General features: G+C 65.4%; 15 protein-coding genes. All 15 read right to left on the reverse strand.

Going from position 1 to position 16,040, the window contains the following annotated elements; genetic code table 11:
- Positions 1–10 precede the first annotated feature (10 nt).
- Positions 11–1,948, reverse strand: coding sequence for a molecular chaperone DnaK (gene dnaK / locus GNX71_RS09920; RefSeq protein ID WP_206178160.1), 1,938 nt, complete (start codon positions 1,946–1,948; stop codon positions 11–13).
- Between the two features lie 116 nt (positions 1,949–2,064).
- Positions 2,065–2,631, reverse strand: a complete 567-nt coding sequence (grpE, locus tag GNX71_RS09925; RefSeq protein ID WP_206178161.1) for a nucleotide exchange factor GrpE — start codon at positions 2,629–2,631, stop codon at positions 2,065–2,067.
- Between the two features lie 156 nt (positions 2,632–2,787).
- The gene (locus tag GNX71_RS09930) at positions 2,788–3,138 is read right to left on the reverse strand and encodes an FKBP-type peptidyl-prolyl cis-trans isomerase (protein ID WP_013540334.1); all 351 of its coding nucleotides are present in this window, start codon (positions 3,136–3,138) and stop codon (positions 2,788–2,790) included.
- A 78-nt stretch (positions 3,139–3,216) separates the two neighbouring features.
- Positions 3,217–3,633 carry a winged helix-turn-helix transcriptional regulator gene (locus GNX71_RS09935; protein WP_206178162.1) on the reverse strand — a complete coding sequence of 139 codons (417 nt, stop codon included), beginning with the start codon at positions 3,631–3,633 and terminating at the stop codon, positions 3,217–3,219.
- A gap of 179 nt (positions 3,634–3,812) precedes the next feature.
- Positions 3,813–4,664, reverse strand: a complete 852-nt coding sequence (asd, locus tag GNX71_RS09940; RefSeq protein WP_206179404.1) for an archaetidylserine decarboxylase — start codon at positions 4,662–4,664, stop codon at positions 3,813–3,815.
- A gap of 109 nt (positions 4,665–4,773) precedes the next feature.
- Entirely contained in the window at positions 4,774–5,766 is a 993-nt protein-coding gene (locus tag GNX71_RS09945) for a tripartite tricarboxylate transporter substrate binding protein (protein ID WP_206178163.1), read from the reverse strand.
- Between the two features lie 23 nt (positions 5,767–5,789).
- Complete coding sequence (locus GNX71_RS09950) at positions 5,790–6,773, reverse strand: tripartite tricarboxylate transporter substrate binding protein (protein WP_206178164.1); 984 nt, start codon at positions 6,771–6,773, stop codon at positions 5,790–5,792.
- A gap of 72 nt (positions 6,774–6,845) precedes the next feature.
- Positions 6,846–7,607, reverse strand: a complete 762-nt coding sequence (locus tag GNX71_RS09955; protein ID WP_206178165.1) for a glucose 1-dehydrogenase — start codon at positions 7,605–7,607, stop codon at positions 6,846–6,848.
- 32 nt (positions 7,608–7,639) lie between these two features.
- A complete protein-coding gene (locus GNX71_RS09960; RefSeq protein WP_206178166.1) occupies positions 7,640–9,679 on the reverse strand; it encodes a hypothetical protein in 2,040 nt (679 codons plus the stop codon).
- An 83-nt stretch (positions 9,680–9,762) separates the two neighbouring features.
- Positions 9,763–11,343: a galactarate dehydratase gene (gene garD, locus GNX71_RS09965; protein WP_206178167.1), complete on the reverse strand. Its 1,581-nt coding sequence runs from the start codon at positions 11,341–11,343 to the stop codon at positions 9,763–9,765.
- A gap of 18 nt (positions 11,344–11,361) precedes the next feature.
- The gene (locus tag GNX71_RS09970; protein WP_206178168.1) at positions 11,362–12,657 is read right to left on the reverse strand and encodes a TRAP transporter large permease; all 1,296 of its coding nucleotides are present in this window, start codon (positions 12,655–12,657) and stop codon (positions 11,362–11,364) included.
- 8 nt (positions 12,658–12,665) lie between these two features.
- Positions 12,666–13,154, reverse strand: a complete 489-nt coding sequence (locus tag GNX71_RS09975) for a TRAP transporter small permease (protein WP_176658555.1) — start codon at positions 13,152–13,154, stop codon at positions 12,666–12,668.
- Positions 13,155–13,297: 143 nt separating this feature from the next.
- On the reverse strand, positions 13,298–14,275 hold the full coding sequence (locus GNX71_RS09980; protein WP_206178169.1) for a TRAP transporter substrate-binding protein: 978 nt from the start codon (positions 14,273–14,275) through the stop codon (positions 13,298–13,300).
- Between the two features lie 49 nt (positions 14,276–14,324).
- Positions 14,325–15,215, reverse strand: a complete 891-nt coding sequence (locus tag GNX71_RS09985; RefSeq protein ID WP_206178170.1) for an SMP-30/gluconolactonase/LRE family protein — start codon at positions 15,213–15,215, stop codon at positions 14,325–14,327.
- A complete protein-coding gene (locus tag GNX71_RS09990; protein ID WP_206178171.1) occupies positions 15,205–16,026 on the reverse strand; it encodes an NAD(P)-dependent oxidoreductase in 822 nt (273 codons plus the stop codon). The genes GNX71_RS09985 and GNX71_RS09990 overlap by 11 nt, the downstream gene beginning before the upstream one ends.
- Positions 16,027–16,040: the final 14 nt, after the last annotated feature.

Raw genomic sequence — 16,040 nt, forward strand, 5'->3', positions numbered from 1 at the left:
CGGCTGTGGATCAGCCCTTCTTGACTTCCTTGACTTCGGCGTCGACCACGTTGTCGTCGGCCTGCGCGTGCGCAGCAGCTTCCGCGCCAGCCGGGCCGCTCGCTGCCGAGGCGCCTGCCGCAGCCTGCGATTCCGCGTACATCTTCTCGCCGAGCTTCTGGCTTGCCGTCATCAGCGTGTTGGTCTTTTCCTCGATCACGGTCTTGTCTTCGCCCTTGAGGGCTTCCTCGACGTCCTTGATCGCGGCTTCGATCGCTTCCTTCTCGGCGGCTTCCAGGCTCGCACCATGTTCGCCCAGCGACTTCTTCACGCTGTGCACCATGGCCTCGCCCTGGTTGCGGGCCTGCACGATCTCGAGCTTCTTCTTGTCGTCTTCGGCGTTGAGTTCGGCGTCCTTCACCATCTTCTGGATCTCGTCTTCGGAGAGGCCCGAGTTCGCCTTGATGGTGATCTTGTTTTCCTTGCCGGTGCCCTTGTCCTTGGCGCCCACGTGCAGGATGCCGTTGGCGTCGATGTCGAAGCTCACCTCGATCTGCGGCGTGCCGCGCGCTGCCGGCGGAATGCCTTCGAGGTTGAACTCGCCCAGCGCCTTGTTGCCCGAGGCGATGTCGCGCTCGCCCTGGAACACCTTGATCGTCACGGCCGGCTGGTTGTCCTCGGCGGTCGAGAAGGTCTGCGCGAACTTCGTCGGAATCGTGGTGTTCTTCGTGATCATCTTGGTCATCACGCCGCCCATGGTCTCGATGCCCAGCGACAGCGGGGTCACGTCCAGCAGCAGCACGTCCTTGCGGTCGCCCGAGAGCACTTGGCCCTGGATGGCGGCACCGACGGCCACGGCTTCGTCCGGGTTCACGTCCTTGCGCGGTTCCTTGCCGAAGAAGGCCTTCACCTTTTCCTGCACCTTGGGCATGCGGGTCATGCCGCCGACCAGGATCACGTCGTTGATGTCGCTCACGCTGATGCCGGCATCCTTGATGGCCAGGCGGCAGGGGGCGATGGTGCGCTCGACCAGCTCGTCGACCAGGCTCTCCAGCTTGGCGCGGGTGAGCTTGATGTTCAGGTGCTTCGGACCCGAGGCATCGGCCGTGATGTAGGGCAGGTTGATGTCGGTCTGCGCGCTGTTCGACAGTTCGATCTTGGCCTTTTCAGCGGCTTCCTTCAGGCGCTGCAGAGCGAGCACGTCCTTGCTCAGGTCGACGCCCTGTTCCTTTTTGAACTCGGCAATGATGTAGTCGATGATGCGCTGGTCGAAGTCTTCGCCGCCCAGGAACGTGTCGCCGTTGGTCGACAGCACTTCGAACTGCTTCTCGCCGTCCACGTCGGCAATCTCGATGATCGACACGTCGAAGGTACCGCCACCCAGGTCATACACGGCGATCTTGCGATCGGCCTTGTCCTGCTTGTCCAGGCCGAAGGCCAGGGCCGCAGCGGTGGGCTCGTTGATGATGCGCTTGACGTCCAGGCCCGCGATGCGGCCGGCGTCCTTGGTGGCCTGGCGCTGGGCGTCGTTGAAGTAGGCCGGCACCGTGATCACGGCTTCGGTCACCGGTTCGCCGAGGTAGTCTTCGGCGGTCTTCTTCATCTTGCGCAGGATGTCGGCGCTGACTTGCTGCGGGGCCATCTTCTTGCCGCGCACTTCGACCCATGCGTCGCCGTTGTCGGCCTTGGCGATGGTGTAGGGCATCAGGTCGATGTCCTTCTGCACTTCCTTTTCCTCGAACTTGCGGCCGATCAAACGCTTGATCGCGTACAGCGTGTTCTTGGGGTTGGTGACGGCCTGGCGCTTGGCCGAGGCACCGACCAAGACTTCACCGTCTTCCTGGTACGCGACGATCGACGGCGTGGTGCGGGCACCTTCCGAGTTCTCGATCACACGCGTGGTGTTGCCTTCCATGATCGACACGCACGAGTTGGTGGTGCCGAGGTCGATGCCGATGATCTTTGCCATGTTCTTTACTCCTGAAAGCCTGAAAAATATGTTGTTATGAACTTGTGGATAACCCAGCTCGATTCAAGGGACGGAGCGGGGATTTCCTGTGGGAATCTTGTGTGCTGCTCTGCCGCTTACTTCGGTGCGCTGACCGTCACCAGCGCCGGGCGCAGCACGCGCTCGTTGATGGTGTAGCCCTTCTGGAGCACGCTCACCACGGTGTTGGGTTCCTGCTCGGGCGCGGGCACCACCGAGATGGCTTGGTGCTGGTGCGGATCGAACTTGGTGCCGGCGGCCGGGGCCACTTCGATCACCTTGTTGCGTTCGAGCGCGCTCTTCAACTGGCGCAGCGTGGCTTCGGCGCCTTCGCGGATCTGCTCGGGGGTGGCGTCCTTGATGGCCAGGCCCGCTTCGAGGCTGTCGGTCACCGGCAGCAGGCTTTCGGCAAAGGCCTCGACCGCGAATTTGCGGGCCTTGGTGATTTCGTCGTCGGCGCGGCGGCGGGCGTTTTGAACGTCGGCCTGGGCGCGCAGGTATTGATCGGCCAATTCGGCGTTCTTGGCCTGCAGCGCTGCCAGCTCGCCTTGCGCCGCGGCCAATGCGTCGGCTTCATTGGCGGCCTGCGCGGCCTCCAGTTCTTCGGGACTGGGCTCGCCTTGCAGCATTTGCGAATTCTGTGCGGATTGTTGCGGGTCAGACATTTTTCAAAGAACGGCATGCGCCGGAAAACAAACGATAGCCAGCCACTTGGGGCTGGCCAGAGGCATTTCAAGCGAAAAAATGCGGAAAAAGAGGCCGTTGGGGCATGAAAAAGGCCCGAAATCGGGCCTCTGTGCCAAGTCTAGGCTCGGGAGCGATCAGTGCGCGTCGAGCAGTTCGACGTCGAACTTCAGGGTGGCGTTGGGGGGAATCACGCCACCGGCGCCGCGGGCGCCATAGCCCAGCGATGCGGGAATGATCAGCGTGCGCTTGCCGCCGATCTTCATGCCGGCGACGCCTTCGTCCCAGCCCTTGATGACCTGGCCGGCGCCCAGCGAGAACGCGAAGGGGTCGTTGCGGTCGCGGCTCGAATCGAACTTGGCGCCTTGCACGCCGTCGTTGTAGAGCCAGCCGGTGTAGTGCACATGCACGTGCTGGCCAGCCTTGGCTTCGGCGCCGGTGCCGACTTCGGTGTCTTCGTACTGGAGGCCGGAGGGGGTGGTAGGCATGGGAAAACGCTCCTTGCGTCGATGAATGGTGAATTGGATCGAAGGCGCGAAGTTTACCGATGCCAGATGGCGACCTGCTCAGCTCGTCGTATCGGTGGGCGGCGCAGGGTGCGGGGGAGGTGGCGAAGAAGGGGCTGGAGGCGTGACAGGTGCGGCTGGCGCAGCGGCCGCTGTGGCAGCCGGTGCGGCTGCTTTCTTGAGCTGGCCCAGCTGCCATTTGCCGGCAAAGGCCTGCAGGTCGGACAGCCGCTTGAGCAGGTCCTGCCCGCTGAGGGTGAGGCAATACCCGTCGCTGCCGTGGCTCACGATGCCGGCCTCGCGCAGTTCCTTGATGCGGGTGTTGAGGGTGTTGGGAGTGATGCCGCCCACGCTGTCCTGCAGCAGGCGGAAGGTCTGGGCATGACCGTCGCGCAGGGCCCAGAGCACGCGCAGCGCATAGCGGGCCTCGAGCAGTGCGAGCAACTGGCTGACGGCTGCGTTTTCCTTGGTACTCATCGACATCATCTCCTCGAAGCTGGGCGGGCTGCGGGCCTGTGGGAGACCGATGCCGCGCGCTCTTGTTTGTGATTGGTTACGGACCGTCCTGCTGGCCGGCGACTATAGCGCAAACGATGTGGATGCTACTAGTTTTATAGCTGTAAGGGCATGCTGCATGCGGGTTGTGAGACAAAGCCTCACAAATTCGTGTAGTCGGCCATGGCTTCGCCCAGACGGATCGCGCGGGTAGGCGACCAGTCGGGGTTGAACGCCAGCGCGGGCGCCGGGAACAGCATGACGACGGTGGAGCCGAGCAAGAAACGGCCCATCTCGTCGCCCTTCTTGATGTCGATCTGCTGGTCGTTGTAGTGCCACTCGCGCAGCTCGCCCACGCGCGGCGGATTGACCACGCCGTGCCACACGGTGGCCATGCTGCCCACGATGGTGGCGCCCACGAGCACCAGCACGAACGGCCCGCGCGCCGATTCGAAGACGCACACCACGCGCTCGTTGCGCGCGAAGAGTCCCGGCACGCCGCGCGCGGTGGTCGGGTTCACCGAGAACAGATCGCCGGGCACGTGGATCATGCGCACGAGGCGCCCGTCGCACGGCATGTGGATGCGGTGGTAGTCCTTGGGGCTCAGGTAGAGCGTGGCGAAGCTGCCGTGCGCGAACTTCGCGGCCAGCGCGGCGTCGCCGCCGACCAGCGCGGTGGTCGTGTAGTTGTGGCCCTTGGCCTGGAAGATCTGGTCGCCCTCGATCGCGCCGAACTGGCTGATGGCGCCATCCACGGGGCACACCAAGTCGGCCTGCGCGAGCGGCCGCATGCCGGGCTTGAGCGCGCGCGTGAAGAACTGGTTAAAGCTTTTGTAGTGCTCGATGTCGGACTCGAGCGCCTCGCCCATGTTCACGCCGTACTTGGCGACGAAGCGGCGAATGATCCATGTCGTGACGGCACCGCGTTCCTTCCCCGCGACCCAGCCGGCGAAATTGGTCAGGGCCTGCTTGGGGAACAGGTATTGGGGCAGAACTGCGGAGCGGTCGGACACGTTGGGGGAAGCCTCGAATGCGGATCGGAGGGGCATTCTATAAAGCGCCTTCCACGCGGGGCGTAGGAGGCTTCCCTTGGTTTTGCGTTGGTGCGCGCCGGGCGGCGAACTACTCCGCCTTGATGCCGGCCGCCTTGATCACCGCGGCCCACTTCTCCACTTCGGCCTTCTGGAACGCGGCGATCTGCGCGGTCGACAGGTCGGTGGGCTCCATGCCGAAGCCCTTGAGCTTGTCCTGCATCTCGGGCGTCGCGAGGATCTTGCGGATCTCGGTGTGCAGCCGCTCGACGACCGGTGTCGGCGTGCCCGCGGGCACGAAGATCGCCTGCCACGACACCACCTCGAAATCCTTCAGCCCTTCGATGCCCGACTCGGCCACCGTCGGCACATCGGGCATCGAAGCCAGGCGCTTGGCCGACGTGACGGCAATGGCGCGCAGCTTGCCGCTCTGGATGTGCGGGCCCGCGACCACGGTCGTGTCGAACATCATGTCGACCTGCCCGCCGATCGCGTCCTGGATCGCCGGGCCGCTGCCCTTGTACGGGATGTGCGTGAACTTCACGCCCGACTTGAAGGCCAGCAGTTCCAGCGCCAGGTGCTGCGATGTGCCCGTGCCCGCCGAGGCCGACGAGAGCCCGCCCGACTTGGCCTTGCTCGCATCGAGCACGTCCTTGAGCGTCTTGTACGGGCTCGCCTGGTTCACCACCAGCACGACAGGGTTGGTGCCGATCAGCGTCACAGGTGCGAACGACTTCTGCGGGTCGTAGCCGATCTTGGGATACAGGCTCACGTTGATCGCGTGCGAGCTGATCGTGCCGCCCACCAGCGTGAAGCCATCGGGCGCGGCGCGCGCGCCGATCTCCGAGCCCACGCTGCCGCCGGCACCGCCCTTGTTGTCGATGATCACGCTCGTGCCGAGCACCGTGCCCAGCTTCTGTCCGATCAGCCGGCCCAGCACGTCGGTGGTGCCGCCCGCGGGAAAAGGCACGAGGTAGGTGATGGCCTTGCCCGTGGGCCAGGTGTTGCCGCTCTGCGCGAAGGCGGGCAGGGCCGTCGCAAGCGAAGAGGCGAGGGCGGTTCGGATCAGTGTGCGGCGTTGCATGTCTCTTGTCTCCGATGGCCCGGTCATGGCTTGATGTTGAGCTTGGTGATCAGCGCCTTGAAGTAGGCGTTGTCCTTGGCCAGCGTCTCCTTGAACGCCGCGCCATCGGTGTAGACGTAGCCCAGGTTCTGCTTGTCCATCACCTCGTGCATCAGCGGCTCGGCTGCCGTCTTCGCAGTGATCTCGCGCAACTTGGCCATCACTTCGGGCGGCGTGTTCTTCGGCGCGCCGAGGCCGCGCCAGGTGCCGATCGACAGGTCGATGCCGCGCTCCTTGGCGGTGGGCACTTTCTCGAAGCCCTTCACGCGCTTGTCGGCCATCACCATCAGCACCTTGAGCTTGCCGCCCTGCACATGCGTCGTCACTTCGGCCGGGCTCACCGCCACGGCTTCGATGTGGCCGCCCAAGAGAGCGAGCACCGCAGGCGCCGCACCCTGGAACGGGATGTGGCCGAACTTCGTGCCGGTCTTGTCTTCCAGCGCCGCGGCCGCGAGGTGCCAGATCGAGCCGTTGCCCGAGTTGCCCACGCGGATGCCTTCGGGCGACTTCTTCGCGGCGGCGAGGAATTCCTCGATGGTGTTCCACGGCGCATCCGCCTTCACGGTGATCGCGGCCGGGTCGGCGTTGAGCTGCGCGATCGGCTGGAAGTCGTCGTAGTTGAATTTGGCCAGACCCAGGTGCGGCAGCGTGAGCAACTCGACCGTGAGCACTGCGAGCTTGTAGCCGTCGGGCTTGGCGTTGATCACCTCGGTCCAGCCGATGGCGCCGCCCGCACCGGGGCGGTTGACGATCACGATGCTCTGCGAGATGTGCTTGCGGCTGGCTTCCGAGAAAGCGCGCGCGAGGCCGTCGGTGCCGCCGCCCGGCTGGTAGGGAACCAGCAACTCGATCGTGCGGTTCGGGAAGTCGTTGGCTGCCTGCGCCGAGGCCGTCGAGGCCAGTCCGAGCGAGAGGCTGGCCGTGGCCGAGAAGGTGGCGAGGCCGCGAAGGAATGTGCTTCTTTTCATGATGTCTCTTGTCTCCGTTGTTGATCTGATCCACGAGCGCCCCTGTGACGGCGGCGCTTCTCCAAAAAAATGTCAGGGCATGTACTGCCCGCCATTCACCTCGATGACCTGGCCCGTCACATAGCCCGAGAGCTGTTCCGACGCCAGGTAAAGAAACGCGCCCACGCATTCCTCGGGCTCGCCGATGCGTCCCATCGGAATGCTCGCGCGGAAGTTCTCCAGCATCGCGGGCGTCGAGAAGCGGTCCTGGAAGGGCGTCTGGATCACGCCCGGCGCGACCGCGTTCACGCGGATCTTGTCGCCCACCAGTTCCTTGGCCAGGCCGTGCGTCGCGGTGCTCACGAAGCCCTTGGAGCCCGCGTACAGGTACGCGGCCGGCCCGCCGCCGGTGCGCGCCGCGACCGAAGTCACGTTGATGATGTTGCCGCTGCCCTGATTGCGCATCAGGGGAACCACCTCACGGCAGAACGCGAGCACCGAGCGCGCGTTGATGTGCATCACCTCGTCGAACAGCGCGTCGTCGAACTCGGCGATGGGCACGCGCTTGACCAGGCTGCCCGCGTTGTTCACCAGCACGTCGATGCGGCCGAACTCGGCGGCCGTCTTCTTCACGCAGTCGCGGATCGCGCCGGTGTCGCGCACGTCAGCCTTCACCGCGAAGGCGGTGCCGCCCGCGGCGCGGATGGTCGCGACCACCTGGTTCGCAGCATCGGCCGAGCTGTTGTAGTGCACCGCCACGCGCATGCCGCGCGCGGCGAAGGCGATGGCCACCGCCGCGCCGATGCCGGTGCTGGCACCGGTGACGAGCGCGGTCTTGTCCTTGAGGTCTTCCATGAGGGTTCCGTTGATGAGAGTCGTAAAAACGATCAGCGCGGCGATATGGATGCCACGCTGGGCGATCGGTACTTCAGCACCCACTTGATGGTGAGCGGCGTGGCGAAGCTGAATGCCGGCGCGCTGCAGCGGATGCTGGTCTTGAGCGCGCCGGTGGGCGTGTTGTAGTCCTTGTCGGCGCTCACGTCGACCGGTGCGCAGTCCTGCAGGCCTTCGACCTCGAAGCCCTGCACGTCACCGTTGGCGTAGCTGAACTTGTTGCCACTGAGCGCTGTCACGCCATCGGAATAGGAGCCGAACTCCATCTCGACCTTGCCGATGTCGAGCGTGCCCGTGGGCGTGTAGGTGTCCACGCGGGTGATCCGGCCCGGCTCGAAGGTGTAGGCGGTCGACGAGGTGATGCGCGCGTCCTTGAACGGACTGCCGCCGCTGCTGGTGCCAGCCACGCGGTCCATCGCGTCCTGCTCGTAGTTCACTGTCAGCACCTTGCCTGCCTCGAGCATCTTGAGGTTCTTCTGGTACGACGCGGGAATCAGCACCTGCGGCGTGCCGGCATTCACGAAAGTGAATTGCGGCTGCAGCTGCGGCCAGCGCGTATCGGCCACGCCCGAGAGCATGTTGTACGAGAAAGGCACCGCGAAGTACGGGTTGGTGCGGTGGTAGGTCGCTGCGCCGTTCACCACCGGGAGGCTGATCACGCGCAAGCCGTCGCGGTAGGTCACCAGGCCGCGGTCGTAGGTGGCAGGCTGGCCGTCGAAGCCGGCGAACTTCGTGAGCGTCGAGCGCGGCAGCTTGTCGAGGTAGGCGAGAAAGGTCTGCGTCGACACCGGCGGTTTCTGCGCATAGCCCGCGCTCTTCCACAGGTTGTTGGTGTAGATGAGCTGATGCGACAGGCTCAGGTTCTCGCCCAGGATGCGCGCAATGCCGCGGTAGCTGTCCACCCGCCGGCCCTTGTTCCACATGTTGAGCGAGCCCGCCTCGGCGTCGTACCAAAACTCCACGTATTTGGCCGTGACGCGCGTGGCGAAGGCGTAGGCGATGTCTTTCTCCTCGGCGGTGAGCACGTTCTCGTGCTCGGCGGCCGAGAGCACTTCGGCAAAAGCCGTGTCGGCGTAGCCTGCGAGGCTGCGGCCGAAATCCACGCCGTTGCCGGCCGGGTTGAGCCTGGCCTTGATCACGTCCACCGACTGGCGCAGCCACCCCTTGAGCGAGGCCTCGTCCTCGGCCGAGACCGTCATGCCGGTCTCGATGAGCCGCTGCATGATCTCGCCGATCAGCAAGATGCTGTAGCGGTCGAAGCGCCCGCTGCCGTCGGTCTCGTCGGAGAAACCGAAGGCAGAGAAGGTCTTGTAGTGGTTGATCATCTTCTGCAGCAGCGCCTCGCTGGCCTCGGGGCCTTCCCAGCCCATGAGGTAGCGCAGTCGCGCGATGCTGAAGGCCACGCCGTAGTAGTTGGTGGGCAGGTTGATCAGCGAATAGTCGGCCGGGTTGACGAAGGCGCGCCAGTCGAGCTTGGTCTTGAGCTTGTCGAGCGTGCCGGCGTTGATCGCGGGGCTCGGGCCGTCCAGGAGGCCCGCCTTCTTGAGCTTCCACAGCGCCGACATGTAGTAGTAGATGCCCCAGCTGTCGTTGGTCGAGTCGATCGTGATGTCCGCGATCTCGCGGTAGCCGTCCAGGTAGGTCTGGTACTTCGGGTCCGAGGGCGGGGTGTTCAGCAGCAGGTAGGAGAAACCGATGGCGACCTTGCCGGGAAGGAACTTGTCGCCGCTCGTGGGCGCGAACACTTCCTGTCCCTGGATCACGGTCTTGATGCCTTGCGCGCGCACTTGTTCGAACAGGCGGTCGATGGTGGGCAGCAGGTTCTCCCGCACGATGTCGTCCATCGGCTTGTTCGACAGCTTCGGCTGCGCTGCGAGCACCTCGGGGTCCACCGGTGCCTCGGCCGGCGGCTGTGCCGGCGGGTTGACCGCCACGGGCGGAAAGAAAGTGCCACTGCTGTCACTTCCACCGCCGCATGCGGTGAGCAGGGCGGCGCCCGCGATCAGGCTCAATACCAGCTTGGGTTTCTGCATCCTCTGTCTCCTTCTGTTGTAGAAATAAGCGAGGCCCGGCTCCTCCGCCGCGCCATCCGGATCAGATTGCCGCCGTCACCTCCTCAGGTCACGGGTGCGGGGTTGAAGAGCACGAGCGCGTTGTGCAGCTTCCAGTGCTCCGCCCAGGTCTTTTTCCTGCCGCTGGCCACATCGAGCATCAGCCGGAACAGCTCCCAGCCCACGTCCTCGATGGAGGCGTCGCCGTCGGCGATGCGGCCCGCGTTCACGTCCATCAGGTCGTGCCAGCGGCGTGCGAGGTCGCTGCGCGTGGCGACCTTGATGACCGGCACTTCGGCCAGCCCATAGGGCGTGCCGCGGCCGGTGGTGAAGATGTGCAGGTTGATGCCCGCGGCCAGCTGCAGCGTGCCGCAGATGAAATCGCTGGCGGGCGTGGCCGCGTAGATCAGGCCCTTCTGCCTGACCTTCTCGCCCGGCGAGAGCACGCCCGAGATCGGCGCAGAGCCCGACTTCACGATCGAGCCCATCGCCTTCTCGACGATGTTGGAGAGGCCGCCTTTCTTGTTGCCCGGCGTGGTGTTGGCGCTGCGGTCCACGCGCCCCTTCTGCAGGTAGGCGTCGTACCAGGCCATCTCGCGGATCATGGCCTCGGCCACTTCGGCCGACGAGGCGCGCGAGGTGAGCTGGTCGATGCCGTCGCGCACCTCGGTGGTTTCCGAGAACATCACGGTGGCGCCCGCGCGCACCAGGAGGTCGGTGGCAAAGCCCACGGCCGGATTCGCGGTCACGCCCGAGAAGGCATCGCTGCCGCCGCACTGCACGCCCACCACCAGTTCGCTCGCGGGCACGGTCTCGCGCCGGCGCGCGTTCAGCCGCGCGAGATGCACCTCGGCCTGGCGCATCACCGAATCGATCATCGACATGAAGCCGACGTGCGCGTCGTCCTGCAGGCACACCACGTCGAGCGCCGCATCGGCAGCCACGCCTTCGCCGCGCTGGTCCGTGATCGGAATGGTGCCTGGCGGCAGCAGGCGCTCGGGCTGCAGCTTCTCGCAGCCCAGGCTCACCACCATCACCTCGCCGCCGAAGTTGGGGTTGAGGCTGATGTTGCGCAGCGTGCGGATCGGGATGATCGCGTCGGGCGCGTCGATGGCGACGCCGCAGCCGTAGCCGTGTTCCAGCGCCACCACGTCGTCGACGTTGGGAAATCTCGGCAGCAGCTCGGCCTTGATGCGCTGTACCGCGAACTCAGTCACACCTGCCACGCACTGCACGGTCTGCGTGATGGCCAGGATGTTGCGCGAGCCCACCGAGCCGTCGGCGTTGCGGTAGCCCTCGAAGGTGTAGCCCTCCAGCGGCGGCATGGCGGGCGGCTTCACGGTCGCGATGGGCAGGCCGTCGAGCTCGGGTGCCGTGGGCATGCGCATCACGCGCTCGTGCACCCAGCTGCCACGCGCGAGCGCCTTCTGCGCGTAGCCGATCACCACGTTGTAGCGCACGATGGCATCGCCCTCGGCCAGATCGTTCAGAGCGACCTTGTGGCCTTGCGGCACGTTGTCCACCAGCACGAGGCCGTCGGCGAACGTCGCGCCCGTTTTCAGGCCGCCGTCGTTCGCGATGATGGCGACGTTGTCGGCCGCGTGGATGCGGATGTAGAGCGGGGGGCGGGTGTTCGTCTCGGCCATCGTGGGGCCTTTCTTTTCTTACTTCACGACCATGAAAAGGCCAGGCAGCCAGGTGGAGAAGGCGGGCACGAAGGTGACCACGCCGAGCGCGAAGATCAGCGCGCCGTAGAACGGCCAGATGGTCTTCATCACCGTGCCCACCGACACACCGCCGATCGCGCAACCGACGAACTGCGTGGTGCCCACCGGCGGCGTGTTCAGGCCCAGCGCGCAGTTGATCAGCATCACCACGCCGAACTGCACCGAGGTCATGCCGTAGTGCTGGGCGATCGGCAGGAAGATCGGCGTGCACAGCAGGATGGTCGCGGCCATGTCCAGGAAGGTGCCCAGCACGAACAGGATGATGTTGATGAGCAGGAAGATCATCCACGGCGTGGTGGTGACCTGCGACAGCATCTGGCCCGTGAGCTCGGCCACGCCGTAGAGGCTGATGAGGTAGCCGAAGGTGCTCGAGATGCCGATCAGCAGCAGGATCACGCCGGTGGTGCGCACGGCCTTCGAGGCCGCCTTGATGAAGTGCTCCCACTTCAGCGTGCGGTACACGAAGATCGTGAGCGCCAGCGCGTAGAGCACCGCCACCGCGGCCGATTCGGTCGCCGTGAAGATGCCCGACAGGATGCCGCCGAGGATCAGCACCACGATGAAGAGACCCGGCAGCGCCGCGGCGAACGAACGCGCCACGATCGACCAGCCTGGAAAGCTGCCGGCCGGGTAGCCGCGCTTCACCGCCACCAGGTAGGCGGCCGCAAGATTGCTCAGCGTGAGCACGGCCGCCGGCAGCAGCGCCGCCAGGATCAGCGCCGCGATCGACACCTTGCCGCCTGCCGCGAGCGAATAGATGATCAGGTTGTGGCTGGTCGGCATCAGCGCGCCCACCAGTGCTGCGTGGGTCGTCACATTGACCGCGTAGTCGGCGTGATAGCCCTCCTTCTTCATCATCGGGATCATCACGGCGCCCATGGCCGAGACGTCCGCCACGGGCGAGCCCGAGACGCCGCCGAACAGCGTGCAGGCCACCACGTTCGACATGCCAAGGCCCCCGCGCACATGGCCCACGAGGTTGCGCGCGAAGTTGACGATGCGGTCCGCGATGCCGCCGTAGAGCATCAGCTCGCCGGCGAAGATGAAGAACGGAATCGCAAGGAACGAGAAGATGCCCATGCCCGAGGTCATCTGCTGGAAGCCCACCGCAAGCGGCAGGCCTTCATACAGCAGCGTGGCCAATGCGGAAAGGCCGATCGAGAAAGCGACCGGCACGCCCAGCAGCAGGAAGGCCGTGAACGAGATGCAAAGAATGAGGAGAGGGATCGTCATGATGCGGTTCAGCCCCAGGCGGGTTCGACTTCGCGGCCCTGGGCGAGCGCGATGATGTGTTCGATGGAGAACATCACGATGAGCACGCCGGCGATCGACGCGGGCACGTATTTCCAGCCTTCCGAAATCCAGAGCGTGGGCAGGCGGTAGTCCCACACCGATTCGGCGAGCGAGGCGCAATTCCACGCCATGGCCAGGCCGAAGACGAGGATGAGCGCGTGGATCAGGTATTCCATCTTCAAGCGCAGCCAGTCGGGCGCGAGCACGAGGAACGATTCCAGGCCGATGTGGCCCGCGTCGCGCACGCCGACGGCCACGCCGAACATCGTGACGTAGAGCACCAGCAGCAGCGCGAGGCTTTCAGCCCAGGTCGGGGTGTTGTTGAGCACATAGCGGCCGAACACCTGCCAGCTCACCGCGCAGATCACCGCGACGAGACCGAGGATGCCCAACCACATGCAGGCACGGGCGAGGGTGCGGCAAAGTTTGGTGTACATGTGAGTTCTTCTTTGTCTTTCTCCCTCCCCTTCCGGGGGAGGGCAGGGGTGGGGGCAAGCGGCGTATCTACTCCCGCGCCGTCGTGCCCCCATCCCGACCTTCCCCCAGAGGGGGAAGGAGCCAATTCAACGGACTGACTTGCTTACTTCGTGTCCTGCACGCGCTTGACCAGGTCCTTGAGCTTCGCGTCGGTGATGAACTTGTCGTACACCGGCTTCATCGCAGCCTGGAACGGGGCCTTGTCGACTTCGATGATCTCGGCGCCGCCGGCCTTCACCGTGGCGAGCGACTTGATCTCGCGCTCTTCCCATTGCTTGCGCATGTAGGGCACCGACTCCTTGGCGGCCTGACGGATCCAGCCCTGCTCTTCGGCCGAGAGCTTGTCCCACACGCGCTTGGAGAACAGCAGCATCTCGGGCGCCATCGAGTGCTCGGTCTTGCTGTAGTACTTGGCCACTTCGAAGGCGCGGGCGCTTTCATAGGTGGGGTAGTTGTTCTCGGCGGCGTCGATCAAGCCGGTCTTCAGGCCCGTGTAGACCTCGCCCATGGGCATCGGCGTGGCGTTGGCGCCCATGGCTTCGAGCATCGACACCCACAGGTCCGACTGCTGCACGCGGACCTTCAGGCCCTTCATGTCGGCGAAGGTGCGCACCGGCTTCTTGGCGGTGAACATCGAGCGCGCGCCGCTGTCGTAGTAGGCAAGACCGATGAAGCCCTGCTTCTCGCACGACTTCAGGATCTCCTCGCCGATCGGGCCGTCCAGCACCTTGTGCAGGTGGTCCACCGAACGGAACAGGAAGGGCATGGTCGGCACCTGCGTCTCGGCGCAGATGTTGTTCATCGGGGCGATGTTCACGCGCACCATCTGCAGCGCGCCGATCTTGGTCTGCTCGATCGTGTCCTTCTCGCTGCCGAGCGAGCTGTTGTTGAACACCTTGATGGTGTGCTTGCCGCCCGACAGCGCCTTGAGCCGTTCGCTCATGAACTTGACCGCGGTCACGGTCGGGTAGTCGTCGGGGTGGATGTCGGCCGAGCGGAACTCGGTGGCACTGGCAGCCAGTGTGGACAGCGCGGCTGCGGCGCCGACGGCAAGTGCGATCAGGGTCTTGTGGAGTTTCATTTGTCTCTTCCTCTGCTTGGTGGTTATCGAAAACGTGAAAAGAAAAGGGTCAGCCGCCGAAGGCCGGCTCGGGAACGCCCGACACACCGGGCCGCAGCGCGAACACGCCGCCGGCCAGCGGCTGGTCCGCCAGGTCGATGCCGCCGGGGCGGATCGAGGTGACGAAGAGCGTGTCGAGCGACGCGCCGCCGAAGGCGCACATCGCGGGCTTCTTCACCGGCACTTCGAGCGAGCGGTCGAGGCGGCCGTCGGGCGTGAAGCGGTGCACCAGGCCCGCGTCATTGCCGCAGATCCAGTAGCAGCCGTCGACGTCGATCGCCGCGCCGTCGGGACGGCCGGGCAGGGGCTTCATGTCGACGAAGAGACGGCGGTTGCCGGGCGTGCCGGTCTCGGTGTCGTAGTCGAAGGCCCAGATGGCCTGCACGCTCGGGTGCGAGTCCGAGAGGTACATCGTGCGGCCGTCGGGGCTGAAGGCCAGGCCGTTGGGCACGATGAGATCGTCGAGTTGCAAGGTGGCGCTGCCCTTGCCCTTGCCGTAGCTGTAGAGGCGTCCGACGCGTGCGCCGGCGGCCATGTCGAGCAGCATCGTGCCGGCCCAGAAGCGGCCCTGGCGGTCGCAGCGGCCGTCGTTGAAACGCATGGCGGGTGCGGCGTGTTCGACGGGCGCGAGCGACGTTGCGGCGAGCGTCCCATCGGCCTGCGGCAGCAGCGAGAAAAGGCCGCTTTCCATGCCGGAGATCCACGCGCCGGGTGCATCGACGCGTGGCGCGATGCAGGCGATCATTTCATTCGCATGCCACTGCGCGTGGCCTTCGCTCGCATGCCAGCGGTTCAGTGTGCGTGCCGGGATGTCGACCCAGTAGAGCGCCTGCTCCGCGGCGTGCCACACCGGGCTTTCACCGGTGCCGTTGCGCGCGTCGAGGACGAGCTCAGCTTGCATCGCCGAACGGCCCTTGCGCGGTGAAGGCGCCGCCCTGGTAGATGGCGTTCGGGTCGGTCGGCGCGACCGGCGGCTGCGCCTCGACCTTGTCGCGGAACACCTCGGAGCTGTCCTGCGGCACGAAGCCCAGGTGCGCGGCGGCGCTGTTGTCCCACCACACGTCGCGGTTGGCCGACATGCCGTAGACGACGGTGTGCTTCACATCGGGCGTGAAGAGCGACTTCTCGATCAGCGTGGTCAGGTCGCGGTAGCTCAGCCAGGTGCTCATCATCCGGCGGTTGAGCGGCTCGGGAAACGACGAGCCGATGCGGATGCTCACCGTCTCGATGCCCCAGCGGTCGAAGTAGAACTGCGCCATGTCCTCGCCGAAGGACTTCGACAGGCCGTAGTAGCCGTCGGGCCGGCGCGCCGCGTGCGCATCGATGTGCTCGGTCTGCTTGTAGAAGCCGATCACGTGGTTGGAGCTCGCGAACACCACGCGCTTGACGCCATGGCGGCGCGCGGCTTCGTAGACGTTGAAGATGCCCTTGATGTTGGCTTCGAGAATCTCCTCGAACGGCCGCTCGACCGACACGCCGCCCAGGTGCACGATCGCGTCGCAGCCTTCCAGCAGCGCATGCACCGCGGCCTTGTCCGAGAGGTCGCAGGGCACGACCTCTTCGCTCGCATCCGCGGCCGGTGCCAGCGATGCGATGTCCGAGAGGCGCAGCACGTTCGCATAAGGCTTGAGCCGCTCGCGCAGCACCTTGCCGAGGCCACCGGCCGCGCCGGTCAGCAGCAGCCGGTTGAGTTTCTTGTTCGAAGCTTCCATCGTCACTCGTCCAT

This window comes from Variovorax sp. RKNM96 (assembly GCF_017161115.1).
Lineage (GTDB): Bacteria > Pseudomonadota > Gammaproteobacteria > Burkholderiales > Burkholderiaceae_C > Variovorax.

Excerpts from the sequence above, each read along its gene's own strand:
- dnaK (WP_206178160.1), bottom strand. The coding sequence starts at position 1,948 with ATGGCAAAGATCATCGGCATCGACCTCGGCACCACCAACTCGTGCGTG.
- grpE (WP_206178161.1), bottom strand. The coding sequence starts at position 2,631 with ATGTCTGACCCGCAACAATCCGCACAGAATTCGCAAATGCTGCAAGGC.
- GNX71_RS09930 (WP_013540334.1), bottom strand. The coding sequence starts at position 3,138 with ATGCCTACCACCCCCTCCGGCCTCCAGTACGAAGACACCGAAGTCGGC.
- GNX71_RS09935 (WP_206178162.1), bottom strand. The coding sequence starts at position 3,633 with ATGAGTACCAAGGAAAACGCAGCCGTCAGCCAGTTGCTCGCACTGCTC.
- GNX71_RS09945 (WP_206178163.1), bottom strand. The coding sequence starts at position 5,766 with ATGCAACGCCGCACACTGATCCGAACCGCCCTCGCCTCTTCGCTTGCG.
- GNX71_RS09950 (WP_206178164.1), bottom strand. The coding sequence starts at position 6,773 with ATGAAAAGAAGCACATTCCTTCGCGGCCTCGCCACCTTCTCGGCCACG.
- GNX71_RS09955 (WP_206178165.1), bottom strand. The coding sequence starts at position 7,607 with ATGGAAGACCTCAAGGACAAGACCGCGCTCGTCACCGGTGCCAGCACC.
- GNX71_RS09960 (WP_206178166.1), bottom strand. The coding sequence starts at position 9,679 with ATGCAGAAACCCAAGCTGGTATTGAGCCTGATCGCGGGCGCCGCCCTG.
- garD (WP_206178167.1), bottom strand. The coding sequence starts at position 11,343 with ATGGCCGAGACGAACACCCGCCCCCCGCTCTACATCCGCATCCACGCG.
- GNX71_RS09970 (WP_206178168.1), bottom strand. The coding sequence starts at position 12,657 with ATGACGATCCCTCTCCTCATTCTTTGCATCTCGTTCACGGCCTTCCTG.
- GNX71_RS09975 (WP_176658555.1), bottom strand. The coding sequence starts at position 13,154 with ATGTACACCAAACTTTGCCGCACCCTCGCCCGTGCCTGCATGTGGTTG.
- GNX71_RS09980 (WP_206178169.1), bottom strand. The coding sequence starts at position 14,275 with ATGAAACTCCACAAGACCCTGATCGCACTTGCCGTCGGCGCCGCAGCC.
- GNX71_RS09985 (WP_206178170.1), bottom strand. The coding sequence starts at position 15,215 with ATGCAAGCTGAGCTCGTCCTCGACGCGCGCAACGGCACCGGTGAAAGC.
- GNX71_RS09990 (WP_206178171.1), bottom strand. The coding sequence starts at position 16,026 with ATGGAAGCTTCGAACAAGAAACTCAACCGGCTGCTGCTGACCGGCGCG.